Below are 25,939 nucleotides of genomic sequence, written 5' to 3' on the forward strand. Positions count from 1 at the left end.
CACTCCGACCCTGATTGAGATCGAACGATCCGGGGCCGCCCGCACCGGCGTCCGGCAGGAGGCGTGCCGATGATGCTGGCGATTACCTTTCTGCTGTCCGGCCTGTCGCTGCTGATCTGGATCGTGCTGCTGGTCGCGCGCGGCGGCTTCTGGCGCGCGCGACCCGCGCGGGCCCTGCCGCCGGAAGCGCGCGGCGCCGCGGCCGAGGCCGCCTGGCCGGCGGTCGTCGCGGTCGTGCCGGCGCGCAACGAGGTCGACGTGATCGCGCAAGCGGCGACGTCGCTGCTCGAGCAGGATTATCCGGGCGACTTTCATCTGATCATTGTCGACGACCACAGCGACGACGGCACCGCCGCCGCGGCCCGCGCGGCCGCGCTCGCGATCAACCGCGCCGACCGCCTGACCGTGCTCGCCGCGAAGCCGCTGCCGGCCGGCTGGTCGGGCAAGGTGTGGGCGCAGTCGCAGGGCATCGCCGCGGTGCGCACGTTGGGGCTGCCGGCCGACTACCTGCTGCTGACGGATGCCGACATCGGCCATCCGCCCGACGCGGTGGCGCAGCTCGTCACGCGCGCGCAGGCCGAACAGCGCGATCTCGTGTCGCTGATGGTGCGGCTGCGCTGCGATTCGTTCTGGGAAAAGGCGCTGATCCCGGCGTTCGTGTTCTTCTTCGCGAAGCTCTATCCGTTCTCGTGGATCAACAATCCGCGCAACCGGACGGCCGGCGCCGCGGGCGGCTGCATGCTGGTCAAGCGCAGCGCGCTGGAAGAGGCCGGCGGCATCGAATCGATCCGCGGCGCGCTGATCGACGACTGCAGCCTCGCCGCGCAGATCAAGCATCGCGGCAGCGGCCGGCATCCGATCCGGCTCGACCTGGCCGAGCGCAGCGTGTCGCTGCGTCCGTACGACAGCTGGCGCGACATCTGGAACATGATCGCGCGCACCGCGTTCACGCAGCTCCATTATTCGCCGTTGCTGCTCGCCGGCACGCTGCTCGGGATGACGATCATCTATCTCGTGCCGCCTGTCGCCGCGCTCGCATACGGCGCGCGCGCCTGGCCGGCGTGGCTGGCATGGGCGTCGATGTGCACCGCGTATGCGCCGATGCTGCGCTATTACCGGCGCTCGCCGCTGTGGGCGCCCGCGCTGCCGCTCGTGGCGCTGTTCTACGTCGGCGCGACGTTCGCGTCCGCGTGGCGCTACTGGCGTGGCAAGGGTGGTCAGTGGAAGGCGCGCGTGCAGGCGCCGGTGGAGCGCTGAAGCGGGCCGGCGGATGCCGGCCGTCAGGACCACCGGCTTGCTGAAAACAGACAGCCCGAATCGACGTGAGCCGATTCGGGCTGTTTGCTTTCCGGCCGACGTCCGGTCGCCGCTGCGCGCGTGCTTACCGCTGTGTCAGCATCATGTACATCTGGATCACGACGTCCGGCGAGAACGTGAACGGCACCCAGCCGTAGCCGGTGTGGCGCGCGACCAGCAGACGATCGCCGTTCGACTGCTTCTGCACGGCCATCATCGGGTTCTTCGTCGTCACGAAGCGCCAGCCGGCCGGGATGCCCGGCGGCGGTTCCGGCTGCATCGACGCGCGCGCATGCGCGAGTTCCTCGATCAGCTGGCCCAGCTGTTCCGGGTGCAACGTGATCGACTGGCCGTTGACGGTCAGCGTCAGTTCGTTCTGCGACGGGCGCGCGACGTGCAGCGTCGCCTTGTCCGCGGGGGCGTCGGCGGCTGCTTCGGCCGCGGGCGCGACTTCGATCGCGGTGTCGGCGGCGGTGGTCGCGACGACGTCGGTGATCGCGACGACGTCGGTGATCGCGTCGGCCGCCGCAGCGGCGACTTCATCGGCGGCAGCCGGCGCGGTGGCGTTCGTCATCGGCTCAACGGCGGACCCGACGGCCGGTTCGATCACGTCAGCAGCGACGGCCGGCTCGGTGGCCAAAGCTGCCGCGTTCGTCGCGGCGTCCTTCACGACGGCTTCGACCAGCGCTTCCGCGTCGGCGATCGCCTTCGCGTGACGCTCGGCGGCCGCTTCGGCCTGCGCGATCGCTTCGGTATGGCGCTGCGCGACGGCCTCGGCCTCCGCGGTCGCCTCCGCATGGCGTTGCGCGGCCGCGTCGGCTTGCGCGATCGCTTCGGCGTGACGCTGCGTGATCGCTTCGGCTTCGGCGGTTGCCTCGACGTGGCGCTGCGCAGCCGCTTCCGCTTCGGCGATCGCCTGCGTGTGACGCTGCGCGAGTGCCTCGGCCTCGGCGATCGCGGCCGCGTGGCGCTGCGTCGCGGCCTCGGCTGCGGCGGTCGCCTCCGCATGGCGCTTCGCGGCGGCTTCGGCTTCCGCGGCGGCCGCTGCATGACGCTGCGCGGCCGCGTCCGCTTCGGTCGCGGCGGCGTGATGACGCTGCGCGGCGGCCTCGGCTTCGGCGATCGCGGCCGCATGACGCTGCGACGCGGCTTCGGCATCCGCGTGGCGCTGCGCGAGCGCCTCGGTCAGCGCGGTCGCTTCGGCGTGCCGCTGGACGGCGGCCTCGGCCTGCGCGGCGGCTTCGGTGTGGCGTTGGGCGGCGGCTTCGGCCGCGGCGGTGGCGTCGGCGTGGCGCTGCTGCGCGGCATCGGCGTCGGCGGCTGCGGCCGTGTGGCGCTGCGCGGCGGCCTGTGCTTCGGCTTCCGCGGCGGCGTGACGTGCGGCGGCGGCCTGGGCTTCCGCCGCGGCGGCGCGCGCGAACGCTTCCGCGCTGCGTGCCGCCTGCTGCGCGGCGTGGTGATCGTGGAGGAGCTGATCGACGCCCGCGTTGAGCGAATCGATCTGTTCGTTCAGGTTCATGCGTGTCTTCTCTGCGTAAGACCCGCGATTTTAACCGCTGCGCCGGTGCCGGTCCGTCAGCGACGTGTAACAAAGTGCGCAAAGCGGCGTGAAATACGCCGCTTTGTGTTACTTCAGGTAGCCCGCCGAGCCGAACCAGTCGAGCGCGTCACGCAGTCCTTCGCGGTACGGACGCGCACGGTAGCCGAGCTCGCGCTCGGCCTTCGCGGACGTGAAATACATCTTGTTCTTCGACATCCGCAGCCCGTCGACGGTCACGAACGGCTCCTTCTTCGTGAACTTCGCGACGGCTTCCGCACCGACGGCGAGCGGGTAGAGCGGCCAGCGCGGCAGCGCGATCGTCGGCGCCTTGCGGCCCGTCATCTGCGCGATGTCGGCCAGCATCTGCTGCAGCGGCAGGTTCTCGCCGCCGAGGATGTAGCGCTCGCCGATCCGGCCGCGCTCGAGCGCGAGGAAGTGGCCGTGCGCGACGTCGTCGACGTGCACCAGGTTCAGCCCGGTATCGACGAACGCGGGAATCTTGCCGAGCGCGGCCTCGACGATGATGCGGCCGGTCGGCGTCGGCTTCACGTCGCGCGGGCCGATCGGCGTCGACGGGTTGACGATCACGGCCGGCAGCCCTTCGTCGGCGATCATCCGCTCGACCGCGCGCTCGGCCAGCACCTTGCTGCGCTTGTACACGCCGATCGCCTGCTCGGCGGTCAGCGGCCGGTTCTCGTCGGACGGATCGCCGGCGCTCGTGACCTTCAGCGTCGCGACGCTGCTCGTGTAGACGATCCGTTCGACGCCTTCGGCTCGCGCCGCGCGCATCGTCGCGACCGCGCCTTCGAGGTTCGCGCGCTCGATCTCGTGCGGGTCCGGCGCCCACAGCCGGTAGTCGGCCGCCACGTGCAGCAGGTAGCGCACGCCGCGCAGCGCGGCGCGCATCGACGTCTCGTCGCGCATGTCGCCGGTGACGATCTCGGCGTCGAGATCCGCGACGTTCGTGCGCGGGCTGGTCGGGCGCACCAGCACGCGCACCGCATAGCCTTTCTGCTGCGCGATGCGTGCGACGGCCGAGCCGACGAAACCGGACGCGCCGGTGACGAGAACGAGATCGCGGGAGGTATCAGTCATGCGTTTCCTTCAGGGCCGCGCGCGGGCGGCGCGGCGGTTGTGCGTCGGCGAGATTGTACGTGGTCGGCGCGCCCGGCGACGCGAGCGCCGTCCTCCGGCACGCACGCATCGCCGGGCAGCAAACCCGCAGTTGCGTGCTCGCGCGGGCGGCTGCACTGGCGACGGCGCCGAGCCGGCCCGCCGGGCCCGTGTGCGAAGCGGCCGACGCGACTACAATGCCGGGCTTGAATGGATTGCACGACGGGAGGGCGACGCGATGAGCCGCAATGAACTGGACGAACGGATCGAGACCTACTACGTGCGGGTGCGCGGCGTCGTGCAGGGCGTCGGTTTCCGTCACGCGACGGTGCGCGAGGCGCATGCGCTGAAGCTGCGCGGCTGGGTCGCGAATCTCGAGGACGGCAGCGTCGAGGCGATGATCCAGGGCCCGGGCGCACAGATCGACCGGATGCTCGCGTGGCTGCGCCACGGGCCGCCGTCCGCGCGCGTGACCGAGGTGACGTTCGAGGAGCGCCACGTCGAAAAGCGCTTCGAGCGCTTCCAGCAGCAGTAACGCGCAAGGCTAAAACAACATGACGGGGTATCCGGAGGCCGGGCGCGGCATCGCGCTGTCGGTGATGGCGTCGACGCTGTTCGCGCTGATGTCCGCCTACGCGAAACTGCTCGCGCCGCTCACGGGGCTCGACATCTTCGCGTGGCGCATCCTGTGGACCGCGCCGGGCGCGCTCGCACTGATCGCGCTGCGCGGCCGCTGGCCGGCGCTCGTCGAACTCGTGCGGCGCGGCGTGCGCGACAGGCGCCTGCTGGTCGCGCTGCCCGCGAGCGCGGCGCTGCTCGGCCTGCAGCTGTGGCTGTTCCTGTGGGCGCCGCTGCACGGACGCATGCTCGAAGTGTCGCTCGGCTATTTCCTGCTGCCGCTGACGATGGTGCTCGTCGGCCGCTTCTACTATCACGAACGGCTCGATCCGCTGCAATGGGCGGCGGTCGCATGCGCGGCGCTCGGCGTCGCGCACGAGGTATGGGCGACGCGCGCGTTCGCGTGGCCGACGCTCGTCGTCGCGCTCGGCTATCCGCCGTATTTCGTGCTGCGCCGCCGGATCAACGCCGATTCGCTGGCCGCGTTCGCGCTCGAGATCGTGCTGCTGTGTCCGGTCGCGTTCGCGATGGTGTCGGCGAGCGCGACGCCGGTCGCCAGCCATCCGCTGCTGTGGGCCGTGCTGCTGCCGGGGCTCGGCGTGCTCAGCACGCTCGCGCTCGCGAGCTACCTGAAGGCGAGCCGGATGCTGCCGATGGCGCTGTTCGGGATCCTCGGCTACGTCGAACCGGTGCTGCTCGTCGCGGTGTCGCTGCTGCTGCTCGGCGAGACGCTGAGCGTCACGCAGCTCGCGACGTACGGGCCGATCTGGGCCGCCGTTGCATTGACCGCGTGGCACAGCGCGATGCTGATGCGGCGCTTGCCCGCGCGCGGCTGAGCATCGCCGCCCGGCCGCGCGACGGCGGCAACGAACGTGCCGCGCAGCGCGCATTGCTTGCGTCGCGTCACGCGATGCCGGCGTCGAACCGGCATCGCGCCGACATCCGGCTGACGTCTGGCTGGCGGCCTCGCCAGCGTTGCATCGCCGATGTCACGCCTGTAATCGAACAGAAGATTCCGTTGCACTTTGTTACTTAGGGTATCTCCCGACCGGCCGCTAGACTGATCTGACCGCCTCCTCTTCGTATGCGGCTTTTCCATGAACGGTCATTTCCGTGCCGGGCCGGCCGGGTTGGCGCGATACGAGCATACGCGTAGCGCCGCCGATCGCGTTCGCCTTCTCCCTTCCGAATCCTCCTTCGGTGCATGCCGCACCGTCGTCGTGCAGGTGCGGCCATGTCGTTGAACATGCCGCCTGCCGTCCCGATGCCGCCGACCCGCGGCGCGCGCCTGATCGAAGTCGATTTCTTCCGCGGCATCGTGCTGCTGATGATCGTCGTCGATCACATCGGCGCGAGCGTGCTGTCGCGCGTGACGCTCCATGCATTCGCGCTGTGCGATGCGGCCGAGGTGTTCGTGTTCCTCGGCGGCTTCGCGACCGCGAGCGCGTACGGCGCGATCGCCGACCGGCACGGCGCGCGCGCGGCGCAGCGGCGGTTCGTGCGCCGCGCGATGCAGATCTACCGCGCGTTTCTCGCGACGTCGACGCTGATGCTCGTCGTGTCCGCCGTGCTCGACCATTACGGGATCGACACGCCGAACCTCGCGCTCGACGACGTCAGCGTGATGCTCGCGTCGCCGGTCACGGGGCTCGCCGAACTGCTCACGTTCCAGCGCCAGCCGTATCTCGCGTCGGTGCTGCCGATGTACGTGCTGTTCGCGCTCGCGTCGCCGGTGATCGTGCCGTTCGCGCGCCGCCATCCGTGGCTGCTCGTCGCGTTCGGCGCGACGTCGTGGCTCGCGGCGGGCTGGCTCGGCCCCGAGCTGCTGGATACCGATGCGTTCCGCTGGAACTTCAACCCGTTCGCGTGGCAGCTGATGTTCGTCGCCGGCGTGCTCGCGCGCTGCCAGCCTTTCTACCGGTACGTCGCGCTCGGGCGGTGGAGCGCTGCGGCGACCGGCGTCGCGTGCGCGATCGTGCTCGGTTGTGCGAGCTACAAGCTGTTCTCGGGGCTGCCGTTGCCGGAAGGTATTCTCAAGCGCGATCTCGCGCTGCCGCGCATCGTGAGCTTCGCGGCGATTGCCTGGCTGATGGCCGACTGCGTGCGCTACGGCTGGATCGCGCGCATTGCGCGGGCCGTGCAGCCGGTCGTCGCGGTCGGCCGGCGCGGCCTGATCTGCTTCGTCGCGGGCGCGGCGATCTCGCTCGTCATCGATTCGCTGCTGCATCCGGTCGCGAACGGCGCCGAGCTGCGACATATCGGCGTGGGCCTCGCGGCCGACGCATGCGCGGTCGGACTGATGATGGCCGTGGCCGGTTCGGGAACGTGGTTCGCACGCCGGCGCGGCGCGGCCGCGTGAACGGTGCGGGAAAACGCGCGGGCGGCACGCAACGTGCCGCGCGGTGCGCTCAGTGAGGTGAGCCGATACGGGAGCGGGGGACGACGGTCGCGTCGTCGGATTCGGCGTCGTCGCGTTCGTCGGACTTCGGATCGTCCTGCTGCGCGAGCACCGCATCGGCTTCGGCCGCGGCCCGGGCGGCGCGCAATGTGGTGCAGCGCTGCGCGTGCCGGATGTCCGACAGTATCCTCAAGAGCCGAGTCGTCTTGTTTTTCATGATCTTCTCCCGCCAGTGCGCATCACGACGGAGCGGATGCGCCGTTGCAACCAGTGTAGGACGTGCTGGCCGCGCTGGCGGGAGAATGTGGCGTGCACGCCGCACGCCGAGGGATAGTACTTACTGCGCCGAGGCCATCGCCTGCGCCTGCACCGCTTCTTCCTCGCGGCGCTCTTCCGCGCAGCGCTGATGCTGGCGCGACAGGCGGTTCATCATCGGCAGCAGCAGCAGGGCGAGCAGCATGCCGATCGCGGCGAGCCAGCCGAGCTTCTCGAACAGCGACAGGTACAGCGGCAGCGATTCGGTGGCCGGCAGGTCGTGCGACGGCATCTGCGCGAAGTTCGCGACGACGCTGCCCAGATACTGCGACACACCCGTCGCGACGAAATACGCGCCCATCATGAAGCCGCTCATGCGCGCCGGCACGTAGCGGGCGATCATCGCGAGGCCGAGGCCGCTCACCAGCAGTTCGCCGAGCGAGTAGAGGCCGTAGCCCCACACCATGAACCACGACGACACGCGGCCGTCCACCGCGTAGCGGCCGCTGATCGTGAACACCAGGTAGCCGGCGGCTACCGCGCCGAAGCCGAACGCATACTTCGCGGCGACCGGCAGGTCACGGCCGCTCTTCGAGAACGCGTTGTAGACCCACACGAGCACCGGGCTCAGCATCATGATCCAGATCGGGTTCAGCGCCTGGAACTGCGCGGCGCTCCACGTGAACAGCGTCGTGCCGAACAGGATGAAGCGCGGATCGACGTTGCGCAGCGCGAACAGCGTGAGCGACGTCGACATCTGCACGTAGAAGATGAAGAACAGGATCACCTGGCCGATCAGCACGAGCGCCGCGATCAGGCCCGCGCGTTCCGAACGCTCCGACTTCGCGATCATGTACGCGAAGATCGCGAGGATCGCGAACGCCGCCGTCCATACGCTCGCGACCGCGAGCTGCTTGTGCTGCAGCACGTACAGCGTGACCAGCGCGAGCGCCACGCCGCCCGCCGCCACGCCGCCGAGGCGCTTCCAGCGGATCGGTTCGTCGTCGGGCTGCGAGCCGATGTGCGCGAGCGTGCGGTGCATCAGCATGAAGTTCAGGATCGCGAGCAGCATGCCGGCGCAGCAGACCGCGAACGCGGTGTGCCAGCCCCAGTGATCCTTGATCCACGGCGTCGCGAGCATCGACACGGTCGAGCCGATGTTGACCGCCATGTAGTAGATCGTGAACGCGCTGTCGATGCGCGCATCGTCGCCTTCGTAGATGCGGCGCACGAGGTTCGCCGCGTTGGCCTTGAACAGGCCGTTGCCGACGACGATCACGCCGAGCGATGCGTACATGTACGCCAGCGCGTCGTTCGGGATCGCCAGCATCAGGTAGCCGGCGCACAGCACGGCCGCGCCGATGATCATCGTGCGACGGGCGCCGAGTACCTTGTCGCCGATCCAGCCGCCGATCGACGGCGACGCGTAGACGAGCGCGGTGAACGCGCCCCAGGTCAGGTTCGCATGGCTGTCGGTGAAACCGAGCCGGTCGACCATGAAGAGGACCAGGAGCGCGGCCATACCGTAGTAGCCGAAGCGCTCCCACATTTCGATGAGGAAGACCGTCGTAAACGAACGGGTCTGTGAAACAGGTGCGTGCATCATCAATCTCGTTTGAAACGGACGGCGCGGATCGCGCGTCGCCTTGGGGGTCGAACTGGCGCCGGAGCACGGTGGCCGGGTAGGCTTTGCGTCGGCGATGGAGCAGTCGGGCGGGTTAGCCCGGGCCGGGGTCGGACTCCGCCCGATAAGGCGGTGCGAGGCCCCGACCGGCGCGCGAATGGTAACGTTTGCCGGCCCGGTGCGTCAGGTCCGCGCCACTCAGGGAAACTCCCGATATGGCAGCAGCTTTCAGGAAAATTTGTCTCATCATCTATTTGTAAGCTTCGCGCCCGTTCTCCGAAAATTCCCGGAGAGCCGCTTGCAGCTTGCCTGTGAAGCCGGCGAGTCTGGCAAGATAGCGCGTCGTTTCGCCCGCTTCGTGCCCTGTTTAGTGCACCGGGCTCAACACCGAAGACGTGTGCGAACCCGAAGATTAAGCTATCTCGTATTAACTTAGTTACTTTCCATCAAACATTTTTTGACGACCACTTTTCGGCCTGCTATGGTTCCCCCCACTGAAAACTCGCGAGCGGCAGACGCTGCCGCACTCGGCAGCAAGATTCGCGCGTTGCGCCAACGACTCAAGCGCACGCTCGACGACACCGCTACCGCCGCGGGGATTTCGAAGCCGTTTCTGTCTCAAGTCGAACGCGGGCTCGCGTCGCCGTCACTGACGTCGCTGGCCGGTATCGCACAGGCGCTCGGCGTGACGGTGCAGTACTTCGTGGATACGCCGAGCGAGGAACGCTCGGTCTGCAGAGGCGATCAGTTGCGCTTCTTCGGATTCGCCGATTCGGCGAACCTGTTCGCGAGGCTGACCAACGTGACCGAAGGGCGTCAGCTCGAGGCGATCCTCGTGCGGATGCCGCCGGGGCAGAAGCGGTCGGAGGTGACGACCCATGCAGGAGAGGAATTCCTGTATGTGATTGAAGGGGAAGTGTCGCTGACGCTGGAAGGCAAGACGTTCGTCCTGCAGGCCGGCGACAGTTCGCACTATCAGTCGACGGTCCCGCACAGCTGGGTCAACACCGCGAAGGTCGAGTCGGTGGTGGTCTGGGTCGGTACGCCGCGGCTGTTCTAACGCACAGGTATTCCTTCGTTTCCAAGACGGAATGCCTGTCGAAAGAAACGTAAGGAATACTAAGATGCAATACGAGAATCACGGGCCTCCTCAATCGCTGTACCCGTCAGCGTCTCACGCGTAACCGCGGCATCCGCCGCGCATCGCTCGCCGAACAACTTTCTCAAGACTGCCACGATGAAATCCTTGCATGCCATGTCGGCCGTGCTGGCCGCGCTCGCCCTGACGACGCCCGTCGCCCACGCCGTTACCGTTCCGTCGAACGTCACGCTCGCTCCTCAACAGGACCTGACGCGCCAGGTGCCCGCCGAAGTCGAGTCGCTCGACCCGGCGCACATCGAATCGTGGACCGGCAACACGATCGGCCTCGACCTGTTCGAAGGGCTTGCCCGCATCGACGCGGCCGGCCAGGTCGTGCAGGGTGTCGCGCAGTCGTGGGAGCGCAAGACGCCGCAGACCTGGATCTTCAAGCTGCGCCACGATGCGAAGTGGAGCAACGGCCAGCCCGTGACGGCCGCCGATTTCGTCTACTCGTGGCAGCGCCTCGTCGACCCGAAGACGGGCTCGAAGTACACGATCCTCGTCGAGTTCGTGAAGAACTCGAAGGACATCATCGCCGGCAAGGCCGCGCCGACGACGCTCGGCGTGCGCGCAGTCGACCCGTACACGCTGGAAGTGACGACCGACGTGCCGGTCGCGTTCTTCCCCGAACTGACCGCGATGGTGCCGCTCGCGCCGGTGAACAAGGACACCGTCGCGAAGTTCGGCGACGCATGGACGCGTCCCGGCAACATCGTCAGCAACGGCGCGTACCAGCTCGTCGACTGGCAGCCGAACAACCGCATCGTGATCTCGAAGGACGCGAAGTACTGGAACGCGCCGAAGGTCGTGATCAACAAGGTCACGTACCTGCCGATCGAAAGCGACGAAACGGCGATGCGCATGTACCAGGCCGGCCAGATCGACTACAGCTACTCGATCCCGTCGGGCATCTTCCAGCAGGTCAGCAAGCAGTTCGGCGGCGAACTGCGCCCGGGCCTGCAGCTCGCGACCTACTACTACTACCTGAACAACAGCGACGCGGCGCTGAAGGACAAGCGCGTGCGCCAGGCGCTGTCGATGGTGATCGATCGCGACGTGCTGACGTCGAAGCTCACGCAGGCCGGCGAGAAGCCGATGTACGGCCTGATGCCGAACGGCACGAAGGGCGTGCACCCGTTCACGCCGGAATGGGCGTCGTGGCCGATGGCCAAGCGCGTCGCGACCGCGAAGGACCTGCTGAAGCAGGCCGGCTTCTCCGATGCGAAGCCGCTGTCGTTCACGCTCACGTACAACACCAACGACCTGCACAAGAAGGTCGCGCTGTTCACCGCATCGGAATGGCGCACGAAGCTCGGCATCGACACGAAGCTCGAGAACGTCGAGTTCAAGGTGCTGATGAAGGAGCGGCATGACGGCAAGGTGCAGATCGCGCGCGACGGCTGGTTCGCCGACTACAACGACGCGATGACCTTCTTCGACCTGATCCGCTGCGGCAGCTCGCAGAATACCGTCGGCTACTGCAACAAGCAGGCCGACACGCTCGTCGAAGAAGGCAACCAGAAGCTCGACGACAAGGCGCGCGCCACGCTGCTCACGCAGGCGCACGACGCGGCGATGAACGACACGCCGATGGTGCCGCTGTTCCAGTATTCCGCGGACCGGCTCGTGAAGCCCTACGTGGGCGGCTACTCGCTGAAGAACGTGATCGACATGCGTGCTTCGCAGGACATGTACCTGATCAAGCACTGAGCGGAGCGATCATGCTGGCCTACGCATTGAGACGCACGTTGTGGGCGGTGCCGACGATTCTCGCCGTCATCACCGTCTGCTACCTGCTGCTGCACTTCACGCCCGGCGGTCCGTTCGATACGGAGAAGCAGCTGTCCGCGGCGACGCTCGCGAACCTGAACGCGAAGTACCACCTCGACGAGCCGCTGTGGAAGCAGTACCTGCTGTATCTCGGTTCGCTGCTGCACGGCGATCTCGGCCCGTCGTTCCGCTACGTCGACTGGTCGGTGAACGATCTCGTGAAGAAGGCGCTGCCCGTGAGTCTCGGCGTGGGCGGCATCTCGATCCCGCTCTCGATCGGGTTCGGCGTGCTGCTCGGCACCGTCGCGGCCGTGCGCCGCGACAGCGTGATCGACCGCTTCGTGATGCTGATCGGCAACTTCGGCAACGTCGTGCCGCCGTTCGTGCTCGGCCCGGTGCTGGTGTGGATCTTCGCGATCCTGCTGAAGACCTCCGCCGGCAACGGCTGGCTGCCGGCCGGCGGCTGGGGCGACGGCGGCTGGCAGTACCGGCTGCTGCCGATCGTGCTGCTGACCTTCATCAACGTATCGCTGCTCGCGCGCGTGATGCGCGGCTCGATGATCGAGACGCTGTCGAGCAACTTCATCCGCACCGCGCGCGCGAAGGGCCTGCCGGGCTCGACGATCGTGCTGCGCCACGCGCTCAAGCCCGCGCTGATGCCGGTCGTGTCGCTGTTCGGCACGGTCTGCATCACGTCGATCACGGCGGCCGTCGTCACCGAATCGGTGTTCGCGCTGCCCGGGCTCGGGCAGCTCGTCGTGAACGGCGCGATCAACCGCGACTACACGCTGGTGCTCGGCCTTGTCGTGCTGACGACCGTCTGTGCCGTGCTGTTCAACCTGCTGGTCGACCTCGCGTACGCGTGGCTCGATCCGCGCATCCGTTATTGAGCGAGGCACTGCGATGACTCCGACTACTCCCGTCGTCAGTCTGCCTGTGCAGACCGACTCGCCGCCGCGTTCGCGCTCGCCGCTCGCGCTCGCGTTCGCGCGCTTCCTTCACAACCGCGCGGCCGTGTTCAGCCTCGTGCTGCTCGCGCTGATCACGCTCGCATGTTTCGTCGGTCCGTGGCTGCTCGCGGCCGATCCCGCCGCGAGCGACTGGGGCTCGATCAGCCTCGCGCCGACGCTCGCGAACCAGCACTGGTTCGGCACCGACGAGCTCGGCCGCGACCTGCTCGTGCGCACGCTGATCGGCGGCCGCGTGTCGATCGAGGTCGGCCTGCTCGGCACGCTGGTGTCCGGCCTGTTCGGCGTGGCGTGGGGCGCGACCGCCGGCTTCGCGGGCGGCCGGGTCGACTCCGCGATGATGCGCGTCGTCGACATGATGTACGCGATCCCGTACCTGCTGATCGCGATCCTGATGATGACCCTGTTCGGCCGCTCGTTCATGTTGGTCGTGCTGACCATCAGCGCGTTCTCGTGGATCGACATGGCGCGCGTCGTGCGCGGCCAGACGCTGTCGCTGCGCAATCGCGAGTTCGTCGACGCTGCGCGCGCGATCGGCGTGTCGCCGGCGTCGATCGTGCTGCGCCACGTCGTGCCGAACCTGCTCGGCGTGGTCGTCGTGTACGCGACCGTGTCGGTGCCGAACATCGTGCTGACCGAATCGGTGCTGTCGTTCCTCGGCCTCGGCGTGCAGGAACCGATGACGAGCTGGGGCGTGCTGATCCAGGACGGCGCGCAGAAACTGGAATCGATGCCGTGGCTGCTGCTGGCACCGGCCGTCATGCTGTGCGTGACGCTCTACTGCGTGAACTTCGTTGGCGACGGCCTGCGTGACGCGCTCGACCCGAAGGATCGCTGAAGATGGCTGCTCTGTTGGAAGTAGAAAACCTCGGCGTGCGCTTCTCGCGCAAGGACGCACCGCCGATCGACGCCGTGAGCGGCGTGTCGTTCTCGCTCGAAGCCGGCAAGACGCTCGGCATCGTCGGCGAATCGGGCTCGGGCAAGAGCCAGACCGTGATGGCGCTGCTCGGCCTGCTGGCCGGCAACGGCGCGACGACGGGCGCCGCGCGCTATCGCGGCGACAACCTGCTCGAGATGGATACGCGTGCGCTGAACGCGGTGCGCGGCGACCGGATCGCGATGATCTTCCAGGATCCGATGACGTCGCTCAATCCGTTCCTGACGATCGAGCGGCAGATGACCGAGACGCTGCAGCTGCATCGCAAGCTGTCGCGCAAGGAAGCGACGAAGCGCGCGATCGAGGCGCTCGAGTCGGTGCGCATTCCCGACGCCGCGCGCCGCATCCGCATGTATCCGCACGAGTTTTCCGGCGGCATGCGCCAGCGCGTGATGATCGCGATGGCGCTCCTGTCCGAGCCGGAAATCCTGATCGCCGACGAGCCGACCACCGCGCTCGACGTGACCGTGCAGGCGCAGATCATCGACCTGCTGCGCGAGCTGAACCGTGAGCGCGGCACCGCGATCGTGCTGATCACGCACGACATGGGCGTGGTCGCGGGCCTCGCGGACGACGTGATGGTCATGTATGCGGGCCGCACCGTCGAATACGCGCCGGCCGACTCGATCTTCGCGGCGCCGTCGCATCCGTACACGATCGGCCTGCTCAACGCGCTGCCGCGCCTGACCGACGCCGACGACGCGCCGCTCGTCGCGATTCCCGGCAATCCGCCGATGCCCGGCACCGCGCCGGCCGGCTGCGCGTTCGCGAAACGCTGCACGTATGCGGAGGCGCGCTGCGGTACCGCGCGCCCCGCGCTCGAAACCTATGGCGCGGCGGGCGCGGTGCGCGCGTGCCACCGGCCGCTGGCCGATCTGACGGGAGGTCTGCGATGAGCGTCGATGAACGCCGCAATGCCGGCGCGACGGGCACGACGAGCGATACGCTGCTGTCCGTCGACGATCTGAAGGTGCATTTCCGCGTGCCGCTCGGCGGCTATCCGTGGTCGCCGAAGGGCACGCTGCGCGCGGTCGACGGCGTGTCGTTCGACGTGAAGCGCGGCGAGACGGTCGGGCTCGTCGGCGAGTCGGGCTGCGGGAAGTCGACGCTCGCGCGCGCGCTGATCGGCCTCGTGCCGATGACGGCCGGCACGGTGCGCTGGCGCGGCGAAGCCGTCGCGCCTGATCACCTGCGCGGCACCGCGATGCGCCGCGAAGTGCAGATGATCTTCCAGGATCCGCTCGCGTCGCTCGATCCGCGCATGACGATCGAACAGATCGTCGCGGAGCCGCTCGTCACGCACCACGCGGGCCTCGGCCGCGCCGAAGTGCGGCGCCGCGTGGTCACGATGCTCGAACGCGTCGGCCTGAACGCGCATCACCTGCTGCGCTATCCGCACGAGTTTTCCGGCGGACAGTGCCAGCGCGTCGGCATCGCGCGCGCGCTGATCGGCGAGCCGAAGCTCGTGATCTGCGACGAGCCCGTATCGGCACTCGACGTGTCGATCCAGGCGCAGATCGTGAACCTGCTGCGCGATCTGCAACGCGAACTGTCGTTGTCCTATCTTTTCGTCGCGCACGACCTGGCGGTGGTGAAGGCCATCAGCCAGCGCGTGCTCGTGATGTATCTCGGCCGCGTGATGGAGTTCGGCACGCGGCATGACGTGTACGGCGTGCCGCAGCACCCGTACACGAAGGCGCTGCTCGATGCGGCGCCGACGCCGGAGCCGGCGCGCGAGCGTGCTCGCCGTCCGATGCTGCTGGCGGGCGAGATGCCGTCGCCGCTCAACCCGCCGTCCGGCTGCGCGTTCCGCACGCGCTGCCCGGTCGCGATCGACGCGTGCGCGCAGGACGTGCCGCTGCCGGAAGTGCGGCAGGGCTCGCCGGCGCGTGTCGCGTGCATCCGGGCGGGCGTGGCGGCGTGAAGTGACGCAGCAAACATAACCAGGCAGGTCAACAGGGGTAGGGTGCGGCGCGAATGATCTTCGCGCCGCGGGTAAAGGCGCGTCCTTAACCGGGCTCGCCGGGGGGCTGGAAGCGGATCGCAACCGGCGTGGACGACATCAACACAAGACGAGAATGACGATGAACAAGCAAAAGACGATCGGGACGGCATCGAAGATGCTGCTTGCATGGGGCTTGCCGGCGCTAGCCGGCGTATCGCTGAGCGGCGTGGCGTACGCCGACGACGCGGCCCCCGCACCGCTGACGGTCGCGCAGGCGGCGCCGTCCGCCGGCGCAGGCACATCGGTTGCGCAGGCAACGACCCCGAACGCCATTATCAACGCCGAGGCGACCCAGGCCGTCACGCCGCCCGACGAGCCTTCGGCACAGTCGAAGTCGAACGGCTTCATTGCCGACAGCCACCTGAATTTCCTGTTCCGCAACTATGCGGACACGCTCGACAACAAGGGCGGCCCGCACCGTCACGCGTGGGTCCAGGGCGCGATGGCGAACTTCGAGTCGGGCTACACGACCGGCCTGATCGGCATCGGCTTCGACGCGTCGCTGTATGCGGCGCTGAAGCTCGACGGCGGTGCCGGCGCGGGCAGCATGGTGCACATCGCGAAGGGCGGCGGCGGTTCGAACCAGCTCGCATGGGCCTATCCGGGCATCTACGACGTGAAGGCGCGCATCTCGAACACGGTGGTCAAGTACGGTCTGCAGGCCGTCGACAACCCGTTCATGGAACAGCACGACAACCGCGCGCTGCCGCCGACGTTCCTCGGCGCGACGATCGTCAGCAACGAATTCAAGAACGTGATGCTCGAGGCCGGCAGCTTCACGAAGACCGATGCGCGCGGCCACACGACGCTCACCAACCTCACGACGCAATACGGCGGCACGCGCATCAATCGCCTGACCTACGTCGGCGGCACGTGGGACTATTCGCCGGACGGCGAAGTCGCGCTGTACGCCAACCAGGCCGACGACGTGTGGCACCAGTACTACGCGTCGGTGAAGCACAGCATCGGCGATACGAAGTCGATCAAGTGGACCGGCTTTGGTAACGTTTACTCGACGCACGACACGGGCGACGCGCTGCAGGGCAAGATCAACAACAACGCGTACAGCCTGTCGGTGGCCGCGCAGCACGGCCCGCACGAACTGCTGCTCGGTTATCAGCAGGTGCTCGGCGACCAGTTCTTCGACTACCTGAACGAAACGAACGGCATCTTCCTGACCAACTCGATGGACGTCGACTACAACGCGCCGCACGAAAAGTCGCTGCAGCTGCGTTACACGTTCTACGGCAAGGAAGCGGGCCTGCCAGGCTTCAAGGCGATGGTCTGGGGCGTGACGGGCTGGGGCGCGGACGGCAGCGCAGGGGCTGCGAACGATCCGAGCAAGTCGAGCATCTACTGGAGCAACGGCGCGCCGGTGCAGGGCCGTCACCACGAGTTCGGCTTCATCCCGTCGTACACGTTCCAGAGCGGCAAGCTGAAGGACACGAAGGTCACGTTCATCGCGATGTGGCACACCGGTTCCACGCATACCGCGGACGCGACCAACAAGGAGTACCGCCTGGTCGTGAACGTGCCGCTGCACGCGTTCTGATCGAACGGGGACGCAACGTCCCCTTCAGTCGTTTTCGTCTCGCGCGGCCGGCCTGCGACCCGTTCGATCAGGCCGGCTTGTGCAACCCCGCCACCGGATCGTTCGCGGCGGGCATGTCCTCCACCAGCGACGTGAGCTGGCGGCCCGTGTCGCGCCAGGCATCGAGGCCGCCGCGCAGCGGCAGCGCATCGGTGAAGCCTGCGTCGAGCAGGCGCTTGGCCATCAGCGCGGCCGTCACTTCGTTCGGGCACGAGCAATACACGACGAACTTCTGCGAGAACGGATAGCGCGCGACGATGTCCTCGATGTGCCGTTCGTCCGCGAACTGCGCGCCGGGAATCGTGAACGGGTCGAGCTTGCGGTGTTCGGGCGAACGCACGTCGAGCACCACCGGCGCGGCCGCATCGCGCAGCAGTTCTTCGAGCTCGTCGACGCCGATCCGCGCAGTCGCGAGCTGGCGGATCAGCGCGCGGCGGCGCATCCAGCGCACGGCCGCGTAGACGGCCAGCAGTGCGACGATCACCAGCAGTACCGCGCGGCCGAGCCGGCTCGCGCCGGCGAACAGCCAGTCGATCTGCCGATAGAACACGAGCCCCGCGAGGAGGCCGACGATCGTCCACAGCGCGGCGCCGAGCGCATCGTAGCCGGCGAACGTGCGATAGCGCGTGCCGAGCGCGCCGGCCATCGGCACCGACACGAGCGACAGCCCGGGAATGAAGCGGGCGACCGCGAGCACGCGCACGCCGTAGCGGCCGAAGAATCGTTCGGTCTTCTTCACGCAGGTGTCGCGCGACAGCGACAGCCGGCAGATCGTCTTCAGCGTCGTGCCGCCGTAGCGCCGCCCGGCGACGTACCACACGGTGTCGCCGATCAGCGCGCCGAGCACCGACAGCGCCAGCACCGTCAGGAGCTGCGAGCCGATCATCGCCGGATTCATCGCGGCCATCGCGCCGAACAGCACGAGCGTCGGCATCGCCGGTACGGGCAGGCCGATGGCCGCCGCGAGCACGTTGGCGAAGACGAGAAGCGGCCCGTATTGGGCGACGAGGTCACGGAGCATGACGGCTGGCCGAAAAGGAAGCGCGTGTGGAAGGTACGAAGATGGGCCGATTATCGGCCATTTTCAAGCGGACGGCGGGGAATGACGCAAAGCGCCTGACGGCGGCAGGGTGATGCGGGCGGATCGGTGAGCCGGTGCGTTGTGCGCGGCTCACCGGTCGACATCACGAAGGGGTAGGGGTGCGGACGAGCGAGGCGGCGCCGTGGTTTTCGCCAGGCAGTTCGGCGCCGTGCGAGCGGATCGCCGCGATCAGCTCGGCCGGCGTGATCTCGTAGCGAACCTCGCGGTGAATGCCGGGCTTGCGCTCGTCGATGTCGATCAGCAGCACGCTCTTGCCGTCGTCGGTCGATTCGAGCCGGAGCGAGCGCAGTTCGCGGCCGTCGGCCGGGTCATGTTCGGTGAGCAGGGTCATTGCCCCGGATGAGCCGGTAGTGCGCATCGAACCTATCCTCGTATCGTGTGTGCCAGGTTGGCGAAGATGTCGTTGTTGAATGCAGCTTGACGAAGTTTAACGCGAATGGGCCACAACACGGAGCATTTTCGTGGTCCCTGAATGAGGGCTGCACCGGCCATCCTTCTGATGTTTGAGCCGCGCCGGGCGGGCGTTTTGGCCGGATCGGACCGATCCGCGCCCGGCGCCCGGCCGGTGCGCGGCCGGGCGGCGCGGGCGCCGTCAGAAGCGGTCGGCGAGGCCCATCGCCGGGTCGCTGACCGAGTGGCGGCCCGTTTCGACGCGGCCGGCCACGCGGCTGGAGAAGCTGGCGTCGCTGTCGGTTTCATCGACAACCCGGCGGCGATCGCACTGTACGAAAAGCACGGCTTTCGGATAGAAGGCGAGGCGCCGGACTATGCGCTGCGCGACGGCGCGTATGCATCGGTGTTTCAGATGGCGCGGATCAAGGGGCGGCTGTAATGGAAGCGTGCTGAGGCGCGTGTGGGCCGGCGCGCGTCGTTGCATCGGCCGCGGCATGTGCATGCATTGGCCGTGTCGTGCGCCTTGTCGTGCCCGCCTCTGTGTACCCGATCGCGTGCAGCGACCGACGGCAGTCAATGCAGCGCCGCATGCAGCGCAGTGGGTGGTCGCGTCGACCGCGCAGGCGCGCACGTCGGCGACGCCACACTTCATATCCATTCGAGAATTCGTTCGTTTTCAACCGGCCGCGCGAATCGTATCGTCGAATGATTTGCCGGTCGCTGTGGTAGCCGCAGTTGGTACTGCTGCGCGGTGTGCGCATGCAGCGGCTGGTCGGGGCTTTTCGCGTCGATGCCTGCGTGATCCCTACGCGATGCCCACGGCCGATGCCGGCATGCGTCGTGCCATTCGTCGATGCCCTTCGTTGTTGCGTCGCTTCGTCGAGTTTTCGCTTCGCCGTTTCGTGCGCATGGGCCGGCCGTCGCAGCGTACCGGTTCCGCCGTCGCGCGCCGCCGCTATCCGCAACCGTCTCTTTCAACGGAACCCGCCTTGATGAAAACCGTCCTCCGTAACCTGACTGCCGCCTGCCTGTTCGCCGCCGCGGGTGCGGCGTTTGCCACCAACGCGCCGCAGGGCGCTCCCGTATCGGGCCCGTCGAGCGGCGGCGCGCATCTGCCGCCCGGCATCGCTTGGCAGCAGGGCGACGTCGATGCCGCGTTCGCGCTCGCGAAGCGCACCGGCAAGCCGCTGCTGCTGTACTGGGGTGCCGTATGGTGCCCGTCGTGCAACCAGGTGAAGTCGACGATCTTCAGCCAGCAGGCATTCAAGGCTCGCTCGTCGTTCTTCGTGCCCGTGTATCTCGACGGCGATACCGAAAGCGCGCAGAAGCTCGGCGAGCGCTTCAAGGTGCACGGCTATCCGACGATGATCCTGTTCCGTCCGGACGGCACCGAAGTGACGCGGCTGCCGGGCGAGGCCGATCTCGAGCGCTACATGCAGGCGCTGTCGCTCGGGATGACGGCCGCGCATCCGGTGCGGCAGACGCTCTCGACCGCGCTGAACAACGGCGCGGCGCTGACGCCGGCCGAATGGCATCTGCTGGCCGACTATTCCTGGGACACCGACGGCGCGCTGCCGGTGCCGGCCGATCGTGTCGCGCTGACGCTGCAGACGCTGTCGCAACGTGCGCGCGCCGCCGGCGCGAAGGCGGACGCCGCGCGCTTCGCGCTGAAGTCGGCGGTGGTGGCGGCATCGGACGATCCCGCACAGGCCGGCGCGCTCGACAAGGCGGCGCTCGCCGACGCGCTGCGCGCGGTGTTGCGCGAACCGGCGCTGGCGCGGGCGGATTCGGACGTGCTGGTCGCGGCGCCCGCGCGCGTGGTCGCATACCTCGGCGGCGACGCCGCGCAGCGCACGACGTTGCGCGACGCGTACGACACGGCGCTCGCGCGCCTGTCGACCGATTCGACGCTGTCGTCGATCGACCGGCTGATGGCGCTGCACGGCCGCGTGCTGCTCGCGCGCAACGACGCGCACGGTGGCGCGCCGCTCGCCGCGCCGGCGCTGGTCGATACCGCGCGCAAGCAGATTGCCGCATCGGTGCAGGGCGCCGCGAACGCGTACGAGCGGCAGGCGCTCGTCAGCGAAGCGGCGGACACGCTGACCGACGCGGGGCTGTACGACGAATCCGACGTCTTGCTGAAGGCCGAGTTGCCGCGTTCGGCGACGCCGTACTACTTCATGTCGGGGTTGGCCGCGAATGCGAAGGCGCGCGGCGACAAGGCCGCGGCGCTCGACTGGTACCGCAAGGCATACGACTCGGCGAGCGGACCGGCGACCAAGCTGCGCTGGGGCGCGACCTATTTCGCGAATGCGGTCGCGCTGGCGCCGGACGATTCGGCGCGTATCGAAGCGATCGCCGCGAGCGTGCTCGCGCAGGCCGGCAAGACCAAGGATGCGTTTTATGGGGCGAACCTGCGCGCGCTGACCAAGGTCGTCACGCAACTGAATCGCTGGCGCGGCGGCGGCGCGCACGATGCGTCGGTCAGGTCGGTCGTGAAGCAGTTCGACGGAGTGTGCGCGAAGCTGCCGCCGGGCGATCCGCAGGCAGCGGCATGCGCGAAACTGATCGAGCCGGTGAAGGCGTGACGGCTCGCGACGGAGCGGTCGGGCGGGACGGCCGCGTCGTTGCGGCGATTACCGGGCCGACTCCGGTGATGCACCGCGGTCGTTGCCATATCCGGCACCTTGCTGGCGCGCGATCTTCGCTTCGGCGGAAACGATGCTGGCCGGATAGAACCAGTCGCTCGGCTGGAAGCCGGCCTGCTTGAGCGCCTTCACTTCGGCGCGGACCTGCGCGCGCGTGAGCGGCGGGTTCGACTGCGCGTGCGCGGCGAGCGGGGCCGATACGGCCAGGGCAACGGCAACTGCGTGAATCAGGCGCTTCATGATCGTGACCTCCATGTTTCCAGCTGGGCGGCCGGACTTCGTTTGACGAAGCGGCGACGGTTGAAAGCAGTGTAGGCCCGACCACGCGCGGGAAAAATGCGATCGCTCCCAACGCAGTGTTCTGCTGCCGGAAACAATGAACGGTGGAGCGGACGGCGCCGGATGGCGGCGCGTGACGGGCGACAGGTCGTCCGGTCTGCACCGCAATGTGGCGTCGAGCGATTCCGGTCGGTCGGGGACGAAGTGGCGGATGCGAATCCCGGCGATCCGTGCTGGTTTGCAAGCGCAGGTATCGGGAAGGTGCGGCGCGTCGCGACAAGCATCGCGCTGTGATGCCGCTGCCCCGCTGCGGCAATGCCGGACGGTCGAACAGCCGGGAACCCGCGGAGGCAGGAAGGCGCGCCGGCCGCGTCGATGCGGCCGGCAGGGTTGGGCGGCGCTCGGAACGCCGCCCGATGCGTGCGCTTACACGAGGCCCGTCGTGTAGTACACGGCGATCACGAAGAACACCGCGAGCGTCTTGATCACGGTGACCGCGAAGATGTCGCGATACGACTCGCGGTGCGTGAGGCCCGTGACCGCGAGCAGCGTGATGACGGCGCCGTTGTGCGGCAGCGTGTCCATGCCGCCGCTGGCCATCGCGACGACCCGGTGCAGCACCTCCATCGGTATGTTGGCGGCCTGCGCGCCCTTGATGAACAGGTCCGACATCGCGGCGAGCGCGATGCTCATGCCGCCCGACGCCGACCCGGTGATGCCGGCGAGCGAGCTGACCGACACGGCCGCGTTCACGAGCGGGTTCGGAATGCTCTTCAGCGCGTCGCTGACGACGAGGAAGCCCGGCAGCGCGGCGATCACGCCACCGAACCCGTATTCCGATGCGGTATTCATCGCGGCGAGCAGCGCACCGCCGACGGCGGCCTTCGAACCGGCCGCGAAGCGGTCGCTGACGCGCTTGAACGCGGTCAGGACGACCAGCACGATGCCGAGCAGCAGCGCGGCCTCGACCGACCAGATCGCGACGACGGTCTTGATCGACGTCGTGACCGGCGTGTGCACGCCGGGCAGCACGTCCGGCGCGACCGTGTACGACGCTGCGCCGTACCACTGCGGAATCAGCTTCGTGAACGTGAAGTTCGACGCGCCGACGAGGAGCAGCGGCAGGATCGCCAGCGCCGGATTCGGCAGTGCCGTCGCTTCGATGCGCTCCGGCTCGTTGACGAGCGACGTGCCGTAGCCTTCGCCCTTCGCCATCGCCGAACGGCGGCGCCATTCCAGGTACGCGAGGCCGACGACGATGATGAACAGCGAGCCGATCGTGCCGAGTGCGGGTGCCGCCCAGGCGGTCGTCTTGAAGAACGTGGTCGGGATGATGTTCTGGATCTGCGGCGTGCCGGGCAGCGAATCCATCGTGAACGAGAACGCGCCGAGCGCGATCGCGCCGGGCATCAGCCGCTTCGGAATGTTGCTCTGGCGATAGAGCTCGGCCGCGAACGGGTACACCGCGAACACCACGACGAACAGCGACACGCCGCCATAGGTGAGCAGCGCGCACACCGCGACGATCACCGCATTCGCGCGCGAGCGGCCGATGTAGCGGATCGCGGCGTGCACGATCGACTCGGAAAACCCGGACAGTTCGATCACCTTGCCGAACACGGCGCCGAGCATGAATACCGGGAAATACAGTTTGACGAAGCCGACCATCTTCTCCATGAAGATGCCGGAGAAGACCGGTGCGACGGCGGCGGGTTCGATCAGCAGGACTGCGCCGAGCGCGGCGATCGGCGCGAACAGGATCACGCTGTAGCCGCGATACGCGGCGAACATCAGGAACGCCAGCGCGGCGAGGACGATCACGAAAGACAAGGGAGTCTCCTAATAGCTTGGAATGGCTTTGGTTGTTGTTCGATCGCGGAGCGCGCCGCGGACCGGCCCAGGTTCTTGCAGATTTCGTGCCATCGGCCGCATTGCGCCGCCGGACATGGGTCCGGCGCGGACCGGCGGGCCCGCGCCGGCCAATGTCTGAAGATTCTACATAAATCGTCTCCATCCGGAGACGCTTTGGCCGTCGGGACAGCCGATCGAATCGGGCAGGGCTTTCCCGGACAAGGCATTCCGGCGTGTCTCCAAAATGAGATACTGCGTCCCGTTCCGGAGACATCCGGCCAAGCATACGCGGAGACGACGACACGATGATGAACGACTGGGCGCGCCTGCCCGTCAATTACGGCGACGTGCTGCTGCGCGCCGCCGAGTCGCTGTTTCGGACCTTCGAGGATTCGAGTGCGGGCACGGTGGTCGTCGATCGCGACGCGCGCGTCGTGTGGATGAACGAGCGTTATGCGGCGCGCTTCGGGTTCGCCGATCCGCAGCAGGCGGTCGGCCTCGACTGCGAGGCGGTGATTCCGAACAGCCTGATGCGCGAGGTCGTGTCGACCGGACAGCCGATCCTGCTCGACATCATGGAGACGGGCCGCGAGCCGCTCGTCGTCACGCGCCTGCCGTTGAAGAACGAGGCGGGCGAGACGGTCGGTGCGATCGGCTTTGCGCTGTTCGACCAGTTGAAGACGCTCACGCCGATCTTCTCCCGTTACGCGCAGCTTCAGCAGCAACTGATCGCGACGCAGCGTTCGCTCGCGCAGGCGCGCCGCGCGAAATACACGTTCGCGAGCTTCGTCGGCACGAGCGCCGCAAGCCTCGAAACCAAGCGGCAGGCGCGGCGCGCGGCACAGGTCGATTCGCCGGTGCTGCTGCTCGGCGAGACGGGGACCGGCAAGGAACTGCTCGCGCATGCGATCCACGCGGCGTCGGCGCGCGCGCTCCAGCCGCTCGTGACCGTCAACGTCGCGGCGATTCCCGACACGCTGCTCGAAACCGAATTCTTCGGCGCGGCGCCGGGCGCGTATACCGGCGCCGACCGCAAGGGACGCGTCGGCAAGTTCGAACTGGCCGATCGCGGCACGCTGTTTCTCGACGAGATCGGCGACATGCCGTTGCCGCTGCAGGGCAAGCTGCTGCGTGTGCTGCAGGACAAGGAGTTCGAACCGGTCGGCTCGAACCGGATCGTGCGCGCCGACGTGCGGATCATCGCCGCGACGTCGGCCGACCTGCCGGCGCTGGTCGAGGCCGGCCGCTTTCGCGCGGATCTCTATTACCGGCTCAACGTGCTGACGATTCACGCGCCGCCCTTGCGCGAGCGCGCGTCCGACATCGCGGCGCTCGTCTATGCGACGCTCGAGGAACTCGCCGCGCAGCACGGCCGTGCCGCGCACTGCGAACTGACCGACGATGCGCTGCGGATGCTGTGCGCGTACCCGTGGCCGGGCAATGTGCGCGAGTTGCGCAATACGCTCGAGCGCGCGCTGATGCTGTCGGATCGCTCGGTGATCGATGCGGGTGCGCTCGCGCCGTTCCTCGGGCCGGTGCGCGTGGCGCCGGACAGCGTGCCGGCGGGCACGCGGGCTGTTCCGTTGCCGCTCGGCCGGGACGCGGGCGACGCATCGGGTGCCGCCGGTGTGCCGGTCGTTTCGTATGCCGATGCATTGGCCGCGTGGGAGCGCCAGTTCCTGATCGACGCGCTCGCGGCCTGTGACGGGAAGGTCGTGGAAGCGGCCGCCCGCATCGGCATTGGCCGGGCGACGCTCTACAAGAAACTCGCGGCGCTCGGGATCGACCGGTAGCAAGCGGCGGCGGATGCGCCCGGACATGACGAACGGCACCGGTGAAGTGCCCGACAGGAGACAACGATGAAGCGAATCGGCATGGCCGGATGGCTGGCCATACTGGCGGCGACGTCCTCGTTCGCTCAGTCGGGCGACGAGGATTCGCCTGCGGTGCGGCGCAACTGGTACAACGATCCGTTCGTCGCGTTGTCGCGGGGCTTCGCGGAATGCCCGCTGCCGCTCGGCCCGTGGATGACGCGTGCCGAGATGACGGACGACGCGCATTACCGCGCCGAGCGCGGGACCACCTGCTGGCTCGCTCACCGCTGCACGAAACCGAATTCCTATATGTATGACGCGCCGATCGCCGAGGCGGCGAAAGCGCATTTCGCGGGCACCGATCGTCTGCAGGGCACGAGCCTGTGGATCACCGTGCAGCGGCGCTTCATCTATGTCGAAGGGTGCGCCGATCCGGCATTCGATCGGGAGGCGCTGGCGCGCGAACTCGGCGCGCTCCCCGACGTCGAGCAGGTGTTCGTTCGCATCACCGACGATCCGCACCGGGCCGTGCCGTACAAGACGCGCGGACGCCCGGACCGGACGCCGGACCGAGCGCGGGACTGAACGTGTGACGA

General features: G+C 68.1%; 22 protein-coding genes and 1 pseudogene. 15 read left to right on the forward strand and 8 right to left on the reverse strand.

The features are described from left to right. The first annotated feature begins 69 nt into the window (after window positions 1–69). Complete coding sequence (locus U4Z64_RS18035) at window positions 70–1,257, forward strand: glycosyltransferase (RefSeq protein WP_321809924.1); 1,188 nt, start codon at window positions 70–72, stop codon at window positions 1,255–1,257. A 124-nt stretch (window positions 1,258–1,381) separates the two neighbouring features. Here the strand turns inward: U4Z64_RS18035 and U4Z64_RS18040 are convergent, their stop codons facing one another. After that, window positions 1,382–2,815 (reverse strand): phage tail protein, encoded by a 1,434-nt coding sequence (locus U4Z64_RS18040; RefSeq protein ID WP_321809923.1) that lies wholly within the window; start codon window positions 2,813–2,815, stop codon window positions 1,382–1,384. Window positions 2,816–2,923: 108 nt separating this feature from the next. Next, window positions 2,924–3,931, reverse strand: coding sequence for a hopanoid-associated sugar epimerase (gene hpnA, locus U4Z64_RS18045; protein WP_044844982.1), 1,008 nt, complete (start codon window positions 3,929–3,931; stop codon window positions 2,924–2,926). A gap of 256 nt (window positions 3,932–4,187) precedes the next feature. On the opposite strand from hpnA, the gene U4Z64_RS18050 reads away from it, so the two are divergent. The 3 genes from U4Z64_RS18050 (at window position 4,188) to U4Z64_RS18060 (ending at window position 6,926) form a co-directional block, all read left to right on the forward strand. Further along, entirely contained in the window at window positions 4,188–4,484 is a 297-nt protein-coding gene (locus tag U4Z64_RS18050; protein ID WP_124486044.1) for an acylphosphatase, read from the forward strand. 19 nt (window positions 4,485–4,503) lie between these two features. Further along, window positions 4,504–5,403 (forward strand): EamA family transporter RarD, encoded by a 900-nt coding sequence (rarD, locus tag U4Z64_RS18055; RefSeq protein WP_321809922.1) that lies wholly within the window; start codon window positions 4,504–4,506, stop codon window positions 5,401–5,403. Between the two features lie 398 nt (window positions 5,404–5,801). Further along, the gene (locus tag U4Z64_RS18060; protein WP_321809921.1) at window positions 5,802–6,926 is read left to right on the forward strand and encodes an OpgC domain-containing protein; all 1,125 of its coding nucleotides are present in this window, start codon (window positions 5,802–5,804) and stop codon (window positions 6,924–6,926) included. A 49-nt stretch (window positions 6,927–6,975) separates the two neighbouring features. Here U4Z64_RS18060 and U4Z64_RS18065 read toward each other — a convergent pair whose 3' ends face one another. Beyond that, window positions 6,976–7,182: a hypothetical protein gene (locus U4Z64_RS18065; RefSeq protein ID WP_044844987.1), complete on the reverse strand. Its 207-nt coding sequence runs from the start codon at window positions 7,180–7,182 to the stop codon at window positions 6,976–6,978. 120 nt (window positions 7,183–7,302) lie between these two features. Beyond that, entirely contained in the window at window positions 7,303–8,826 is a 1,524-nt protein-coding gene (locus tag U4Z64_RS18070; RefSeq protein ID WP_044844988.1) for a peptide MFS transporter, read from the reverse strand. 499 nt (window positions 8,827–9,325) lie between these two features. Here U4Z64_RS18070 and U4Z64_RS18075 point away from each other — a divergent pair, with 499 nt between their 5' ends. The 7 genes from U4Z64_RS18075 (at window position 9,326) to U4Z64_RS18105 (ending at window position 17,217) form a co-directional block, all read left to right on the forward strand. Beyond that, window positions 9,326–9,904, forward strand: coding sequence for a cupin domain-containing protein (locus U4Z64_RS18075; RefSeq protein WP_044844989.1), 579 nt, complete (start codon window positions 9,326–9,328; stop codon window positions 9,902–9,904). A 177-nt stretch (window positions 9,905–10,081) separates the two neighbouring features. Continuing rightward, entirely contained in the window at window positions 10,082–11,695 is a 1,614-nt protein-coding gene (locus U4Z64_RS18080) for a peptide ABC transporter substrate-binding protein (protein WP_321820588.1), read from the forward strand. A gap of 11 nt (window positions 11,696–11,706) precedes the next feature. Continuing rightward, window positions 11,707–12,645: an ABC transporter permease subunit gene (locus U4Z64_RS18085; protein ID WP_124486048.1), complete on the forward strand. Its 939-nt coding sequence runs from the start codon at window positions 11,707–11,709 to the stop codon at window positions 12,643–12,645. Between the two features lie 13 nt (window positions 12,646–12,658). Then, window positions 12,659–13,561, forward strand: coding sequence for an ABC transporter permease (locus U4Z64_RS18090; RefSeq protein ID WP_044844992.1), 903 nt, complete (start codon window positions 12,659–12,661; stop codon window positions 13,559–13,561). A gap of 2 nt (window positions 13,562–13,563) precedes the next feature. Next, window positions 13,564–14,556 (forward strand): ABC transporter ATP-binding protein, encoded by a 993-nt coding sequence (locus tag U4Z64_RS18095; RefSeq protein ID WP_044844993.1) that lies wholly within the window; start codon window positions 13,564–13,566, stop codon window positions 14,554–14,556. Continuing rightward, on the forward strand, window positions 14,553–15,584 hold the full coding sequence (locus tag U4Z64_RS18100; RefSeq protein ID WP_044844994.1) for an ABC transporter ATP-binding protein: 1,032 nt from the start codon (window positions 14,553–14,555) through the stop codon (window positions 15,582–15,584). The genes U4Z64_RS18095 and U4Z64_RS18100 overlap by 4 nt, the downstream gene beginning before the upstream one ends. A gap of 160 nt (window positions 15,585–15,744) precedes the next feature. Next, window positions 15,745–17,217 carry an OprD family porin gene (locus U4Z64_RS18105; RefSeq protein WP_044845036.1) on the forward strand — a complete coding sequence of 491 codons (1,473 nt, stop codon included), beginning with the start codon at window positions 15,745–15,747 and terminating at the stop codon, window positions 17,215–17,217. A gap of 67 nt (window positions 17,218–17,284) precedes the next feature. Here U4Z64_RS18105 and U4Z64_RS18110 read toward each other — a convergent pair whose 3' ends face one another. Both U4Z64_RS18110 and U4Z64_RS18115 read right to left on the reverse strand, forming a co-directional pair. Then, on the reverse strand, window positions 17,285–18,277 hold the full coding sequence (locus U4Z64_RS18110) for a DedA family protein/thiosulfate sulfurtransferase GlpE (RefSeq protein WP_044844995.1): 993 nt from the start codon (window positions 18,275–18,277) through the stop codon (window positions 17,285–17,287). Window positions 18,278–18,440: 163 nt separating this feature from the next. Then, window positions 18,441–18,716, reverse strand: a complete 276-nt coding sequence (locus U4Z64_RS18115; RefSeq protein WP_044844996.1) for a hypothetical protein — start codon at window positions 18,714–18,716, stop codon at window positions 18,441–18,443. Between the two features lie 336 nt (window positions 18,717–19,052). On the opposite strand from U4Z64_RS18115, the pseudogene U4Z64_RS18120 reads away from it, so the two are divergent. Both U4Z64_RS18120 and U4Z64_RS18125 read left to right on the forward strand, forming a co-directional pair. Then, window positions 19,053–19,190, forward strand: a pseudogene (locus U4Z64_RS18120) (GNAT family N-acetyltransferase); the annotation flags it as partial. A 553-nt stretch (window positions 19,191–19,743) separates the two neighbouring features. Continuing rightward, entirely contained in the window at window positions 19,744–21,339 is a 1,596-nt protein-coding gene (locus tag U4Z64_RS18125) for a thioredoxin family protein (RefSeq protein ID WP_321809919.1), read from the forward strand. A 48-nt stretch (window positions 21,340–21,387) separates the two neighbouring features. Here the strand turns inward: U4Z64_RS18125 and U4Z64_RS18130 are convergent, their stop codons facing one another. After that, window positions 21,388–21,639 (reverse strand): DUF4148 domain-containing protein, encoded by a 252-nt coding sequence (locus U4Z64_RS18130; protein ID WP_321809918.1) that lies wholly within the window; start codon window positions 21,637–21,639, stop codon window positions 21,388–21,390. Between the two features lie 465 nt (window positions 21,640–22,104). Beyond that, a complete protein-coding gene (locus U4Z64_RS18135; protein WP_321809917.1) occupies window positions 22,105–23,508 on the reverse strand; it encodes a GntP family permease in 1,404 nt (467 codons plus the stop codon). A gap of 326 nt (window positions 23,509–23,834) precedes the next feature. Between U4Z64_RS18135 and U4Z64_RS18140 the strand changes: the two genes are divergently transcribed. Further along, window positions 23,835–25,322 (forward strand): sigma-54 interaction domain-containing protein, encoded by a 1,488-nt coding sequence (locus U4Z64_RS18140; RefSeq protein ID WP_321797890.1) that lies wholly within the window; start codon window positions 23,835–23,837, stop codon window positions 25,320–25,322. Between the two features lie 66 nt (window positions 25,323–25,388). After that, window positions 25,389–25,928, forward strand: a complete 540-nt coding sequence (locus tag U4Z64_RS18145) for a BON domain-containing protein (protein WP_124486053.1) — start codon at window positions 25,389–25,391, stop codon at window positions 25,926–25,928. Window positions 25,929–25,939: the final 11 nt, after the last annotated feature.

This window comes from Burkholderia sp. BCC1996 (assembly GCF_905339955.1).
Classification (GTDB): domain Bacteria; phylum Pseudomonadota; class Gammaproteobacteria; order Burkholderiales; family Burkholderiaceae; genus Burkholderia.

Bases quoted from the DNA above. Each gene is read 5' to 3' on its own strand.
- U4Z64_RS18110 (WP_044844995.1), bottom strand. From the start codon at position 18,277: ATGCTCCGTGACCTCGTCGCCCAATACGGGCCGCTTCTCGTCTTCGCC.
- U4Z64_RS18035 (WP_321809924.1), top strand. From the start codon at position 70: ATGATGCTGGCGATTACCTTTCTGCTGTCCGGCCTGTCGCTGCTGATC.
- U4Z64_RS18080 (WP_321820588.1), top strand. From the start codon at position 10,082: ATGAAATCCTTGCATGCCATGTCGGCCGTGCTGGCCGCGCTCGCCCTG.
- U4Z64_RS18060 (WP_321809921.1), top strand. From the start codon at position 5,802: ATGTCGTTGAACATGCCGCCTGCCGTCCCGATGCCGCCGACCCGCGGC.
- U4Z64_RS18070 (WP_044844988.1), bottom strand. From the start codon at position 8,826: ATGATGCACGCACCTGTTTCACAGACCCGTTCGTTTACGACGGTCTTC.
- U4Z64_RS18145 (WP_124486053.1), top strand. From the start codon at position 25,389: ATGAAGCGAATCGGCATGGCCGGATGGCTGGCCATACTGGCGGCGACG.
- U4Z64_RS18105 (WP_044845036.1), top strand. From the start codon at position 15,745: ATGAACAAGCAAAAGACGATCGGGACGGCATCGAAGATGCTGCTTGCA.
- U4Z64_RS18085 (WP_124486048.1), top strand. From the start codon at position 11,707: ATGCTGGCCTACGCATTGAGACGCACGTTGTGGGCGGTGCCGACGATT.
- U4Z64_RS18050 (WP_124486044.1), top strand. From the start codon at position 4,188: ATGAGCCGCAATGAACTGGACGAACGGATCGAGACCTACTACGTGCGG.
- U4Z64_RS18065 (WP_044844987.1), bottom strand. From the start codon at position 7,182: ATGAAAAACAAGACGACTCGGCTCTTGAGGATACTGTCGGACATCCGG.
- U4Z64_RS18040 (WP_321809923.1), bottom strand. From the start codon at position 2,815: ATGAACCTGAACGAACAGATCGATTCGCTCAACGCGGGCGTCGATCAG.
- rarD (WP_321809922.1), top strand. From the start codon at position 4,504: ATGACGGGGTATCCGGAGGCCGGGCGCGGCATCGCGCTGTCGGTGATG.
- U4Z64_RS18130 (WP_321809918.1), bottom strand. From the start codon at position 21,639: ATGAAGCGCCTGATTCACGCAGTTGCCGTTGCCCTGGCCGTATCGGCC.
- U4Z64_RS18125 (WP_321809919.1), top strand. From the start codon at position 19,744: ATGAAAACCGTCCTCCGTAACCTGACTGCCGCCTGCCTGTTCGCCGCC.
- U4Z64_RS18100 (WP_044844994.1), top strand. From the start codon at position 14,553: ATGAGCGTCGATGAACGCCGCAATGCCGGCGCGACGGGCACGACGAGC.
- U4Z64_RS18075 (WP_044844989.1), top strand. From the start codon at position 9,326: ATGGTTCCCCCCACTGAAAACTCGCGAGCGGCAGACGCTGCCGCACTC.
- U4Z64_RS18115 (WP_044844996.1), bottom strand. From the start codon at position 18,716: ATGCGCACTACCGGCTCATCCGGGGCAATGACCCTGCTCACCGAACAT.
- U4Z64_RS18090 (WP_044844992.1), top strand. From the start codon at position 12,659: ATGACTCCGACTACTCCCGTCGTCAGTCTGCCTGTGCAGACCGACTCG.
- U4Z64_RS18095 (WP_044844993.1), top strand. From the start codon at position 13,564: ATGGCTGCTCTGTTGGAAGTAGAAAACCTCGGCGTGCGCTTCTCGCGC.
- U4Z64_RS18140 (WP_321797890.1), top strand. From the start codon at position 23,835: ATGATGAACGACTGGGCGCGCCTGCCCGTCAATTACGGCGACGTGCTG.
- hpnA (WP_044844982.1), bottom strand. From the start codon at position 3,931: ATGACTGATACCTCCCGCGATCTCGTTCTCGTCACCGGCGCGTCCGGT.